Here is a 3,422-nt window from a genome sequence, read left to right on the forward strand (position 1 = left end):
TAGCGGTGAATCAGTCACTGGAGAATTTGCCTGATACACCGCTATCGCGAGCAGGCTCACTCCTACAAGGGATTGTGGTGGAGCTGAAAACCGGGCAACAAAAATGCCGCTCGATCGAGCGGCATTTTTTGTTACTCGGAAGCCACGGCGTTCTTCGCCAGAATCGCGTTCGCCAGTTCCATGTCCGAGGCCTGCAGACCCGGGTTGTCGGCGCGGACTTTCTGCATCGCTGCTTCCAGGTACGGGCCACGGATGCCGCCGTCGCTGGCGACGAAGCTGCCGGCATCGTCCTGGGCGGCGACGATCAGCTTGTGATCCTTGAACGTCAGGTAGGTCGAACCGGTGGTGGCGCCGGAAGAGATGACGTTACGCCAAAAGCTGTCCGCCATGGCCGAACCAACGGGAAGCGACAGCAGGGCCAAGGTGGCGACAGCAAGTTTGAGACGCATGATGGGGTGACTCCTGGGGATTGACTACGGCGTTGGATCGGCGATCCATCGATCCAGTTCCGTGGCGACTTATTTCAACTCACTTTGTGGCGTCACCCGCAGCACTTCCTCCACCGTGGTCAGGCCCGCCGCGACCTTCTGCGCGCCGGACAGGCGCAAGCTGCGCATGCCTTCCTTGAAGGCCTGGCGCCGAATCGCGGTGAGGTCGGTGTCCGGGGTGATCAGCGCTTTCAGGCTGTCGCTCAGTTGCATGATTTCGTAGACCCCGGCGCGGCCGCGATAGCCGGTGTCGCGGCATTCCAGGCAACCGATCGCCCGTTGCGCATGGCTCGGCAGCGGCGCCTGCCATGGCCGGGTCAGGGTTTGCCAATCTTCCTCCTCGACCGTCAGCGGCGCCTTGCAGTGCGGGCACAACGTGCGCACCAGCCGCTGGGCCATGACCCCCAGCACGGTCGCCTTGATCAGGTAATGCGGCACGCCGAGTTCGAGCAAACGGCTGATGGCGCTTGGCGCATCGTTGGTGTGCAGCGTCGACAGAACCAAGTGCCCGGTGAGCGCAGCCTGAATCGCCATTTCCGCGGTTTCCAGATCGCGGATCTCGCCGATCATGATGATGTCCGGGTCCTGTCGCATCAGCGCGCGCACCCCGGAGGCGAAGCTCAGCTCGATGTTGTGCTGCACCTGCATCTGATTGAAGGCCGGCTCGACCATTTCGATCGGGTCTTCGATGGTGCAGAGGTTGACCTCCGGCGTCGCCAGTTTTTTCAGCGTGGTGTAGAGGGTGGTGGTCTTGCCCGAACCGGTCGGCCCGGTGACCAGAATGATGCCGTTGGGCTGGCGGGTCATGTCCTGCCAGCGCCGCAGGTCGTCGGCGCTGAAACCCAACTGGTCGAAATTCTTCAGCAGCACTTCCGGGTCGAAAATCCGCATGACCATTTTTTCGCCGAACGCCGTCGGCAGGGTCGACAGACGCAATTCCACTTCGCCGCCATCCGGGGTCTTGGTCTTGACCCGGCCATCCTGGGGTTTGCGCTTTTCCGCGACGTTCATGCGACCGAGGCTTTTCAGGCGACTGACAATTGCCATGGTCACCTGCGGCGGGAATTGATAGACGTTGTGCAGCACGCCGTCGATGCGAAAGCGCACGGTGCCATGCTCGCGGCGCGGTTCGATGTGGATATCGCTGGCACGCTGCTGGAAGGCGTACTGGAACAGCCAGTCGACGATGTTGACGATGTGTGCGTCGTTGGCGTCCGGCTCCTGGTCGCTGGCGCCGAGATTGAGCAGTTGTTCGAAGTTGCCGAGGTTGCCGCCCTGCGCGTCGGCATTGCTGGCGCCGCTGACCGATTTGGCCAGACGAAAGAACTCGACGCTGAAGCGCTGGATATCCACCGGGTTGGCCACGACCCGTTTGATCGGCAACTTCAATACGTGGGTCAGATCGGCTTCCCATCCGTTGACATAAGGCTGGGCGCTGGCCACGGTCACCGCATCACGGTCCACGGCGACGGCGAGAATCCTGTGCCGTTGCGCGAAGGCATAGGACATCAGCGGTGTGATCGCTGCGACGTTGATTTTCAACGGATCGATGCGCAAGTACGGCTGGCCGGCCTGTTGTGCCAGCCACAGGGTCAGGCTTTCCAGATCCAGATATTTGCCTGGCCGGCTGAGGTCGTCGAGTTGTTGGCTGGCGATGAACTCCAGCGGATGCATCTGCCCGTGAGCAGCATGGCGACGGCGGGCATTGAGCGCCTGTTCCGCCGCGTCCTGGCAGATGAAGCCTTGGGCAACCAGTTCACGCAGTACATCGTTGAGGTCCAGCCAGCGGTCCTGAGTGACAAATTGAACGGACATGTGGCTTTCCTTTTTAAGCGTCATGCCCAAAAGGATAGTCGTGGCGCTGCTGACCGTTGGGCCACTACCCGACGAAGCCGTTGCCGGATCTGTCAGCCGACGGCTTGCACGGGCGCCTGCCATGCCGCGTCGACGTTGTGCAGATCCACCGAGCAGACGCTGATCAGGTTGCGCAGTTTTTCCGCGATCACCTGCGCGCGATGCCAGCTCAGGCCGCTCATCAGCAGATCGATCGACAGCAGGTCGTCCTGGCGCTGCACGTTGACCTGCTCCGGCGTCAGGAACTGTAAGGCGAACAGATTCAATACCCGCACCAACAGATCCGGCTCGGCCTCGGCAAGGATTTGGTATTGCGCCAGGCAGTGCGCGTTACTGATGTTCCAGACATCGGCGCGGGTGGCGGGGCTGTTCACGGCTTCAAGGTGCGGCATGGCGAGTCTCCAAAGGTACTGGAGAAATTTTTACATTCGGCGCGGGGTATTTCTTGGCTATGATCGGCGCTTGACGGGATTTATCGAAATCGATGATTCGTGAAAGCTGATCTTTGAGGATTTTTTATGCACAGCGAGCTGGATGGCTACGATCGCAAGATTCTCGCCTTGCTGCAGCAAGACGCTTCGCTGTCGAGCGCGCAGATCGCCGAGCAGGTGGGCCTGTCGCAATCGCCGTGCTGGCGGCGGATTCAGCGGATGAAGGAGGGGGGCATCATTCGCGGGCAGGTGACCTTGCTGGATCGCAAGAAGATCGGCCTGAACACGCAGATCTTCGCCGAGATCAAACTCAACGCCCACGGCCGGTCGAACTTCACCGAATTCACCGAGGCGATTCGCGGCTTTCCGGAAGTGCTGGAGTGTTATGTGCTGATGGGTGCCGTGGACTTCATGTTGCGCATCGTTGCGGCGGACATCGAGGCGTACGAGCGGTTCTTCTTCGAGAAGCTGTCGCTGGTGCCGGGGATACAGGAAGTGAATTCGATCGTGGCGCTGTCGGAGATCAAGTCCACCACGAGCCTCCCGGTCTGATAGCAATTGTGGCGAGGGAGCTTGCTCCCGCTGGAGGCCGGAGGACTCCCTGTTCCTGCGGACGCAGGTTTCGGGGCCGCTTCGCAGCCCAGCGGGA

At 61.0% G+C, this 3,422-nt stretch carries 4 protein-coding genes; 1 reads left to right on the plus strand and 3 read right to left on the minus strand.

The annotated features are described in order from the left end of the window. Nucleotides 1–131: 131 nt before the first annotated feature. The 3 genes from DCO47_RS26240 to DCO47_RS26250 form a co-directional block, all read right to left on the minus strand. Nucleotides 132–452 carry a DUF2388 domain-containing protein gene (locus DCO47_RS26240; RefSeq protein ID WP_172667868.1) on the minus strand — a complete coding sequence of 107 codons (321 nt, stop codon included), beginning with the start codon at nucleotides 450–452 and terminating at the stop codon, nucleotides 132–134. A 66-nt stretch (nucleotides 453–518) separates the two neighbouring features. Next, nucleotides 519–2,303 (minus strand): GspE/PulE family protein, encoded by a 1,785-nt coding sequence (locus tag DCO47_RS26245; protein ID WP_116659245.1) that lies wholly within the window; start codon nucleotides 2,301–2,303, stop codon nucleotides 519–521. Nucleotides 2,304–2,395: 92 nt separating this feature from the next. Then, complete coding sequence (locus tag DCO47_RS26250; RefSeq protein WP_116659246.1) at nucleotides 2,396–2,734, minus strand: hypothetical protein; 339 nt, start codon at nucleotides 2,732–2,734, stop codon at nucleotides 2,396–2,398. A 126-nt stretch (nucleotides 2,735–2,860) separates the two neighbouring features. Here DCO47_RS26250 and DCO47_RS26255 point away from each other — a divergent pair, with 126 nt between their 5' ends. Beyond that, nucleotides 2,861–3,325: an Lrp/AsnC family transcriptional regulator gene (locus DCO47_RS26255; RefSeq protein WP_116659247.1), complete on the plus strand. Its 465-nt coding sequence runs from the start codon at nucleotides 2,861–2,863 to the stop codon at nucleotides 3,323–3,325. The last annotated feature ends 97 nt before the right edge of the window (nucleotides 3,326–3,422 follow it).

This window comes from Pseudomonas sp. NDM, from assembly GCF_003105095.1.
Lineage (GTDB): Bacteria > Pseudomonadota > Gammaproteobacteria > Pseudomonadales > Pseudomonadaceae > Aquipseudomonas > Aquipseudomonas moraviensis_A.

Bases quoted from the DNA above. Each gene is read 5' to 3' on its own strand.
- DCO47_RS26245 (WP_116659245.1), bottom strand. From the start codon at position 2,303: ATGTCCGTTCAATTTGTCACTCAGGACCGCTGGCTGGACCTCAACGAT.
- DCO47_RS26250 (WP_116659246.1), bottom strand. From the start codon at position 2,734: ATGCCGCACCTTGAAGCCGTGAACAGCCCCGCCACCCGCGCCGATGTC.
- DCO47_RS26255 (WP_116659247.1), top strand. From the start codon at position 2,861: ATGCACAGCGAGCTGGATGGCTACGATCGCAAGATTCTCGCCTTGCTG.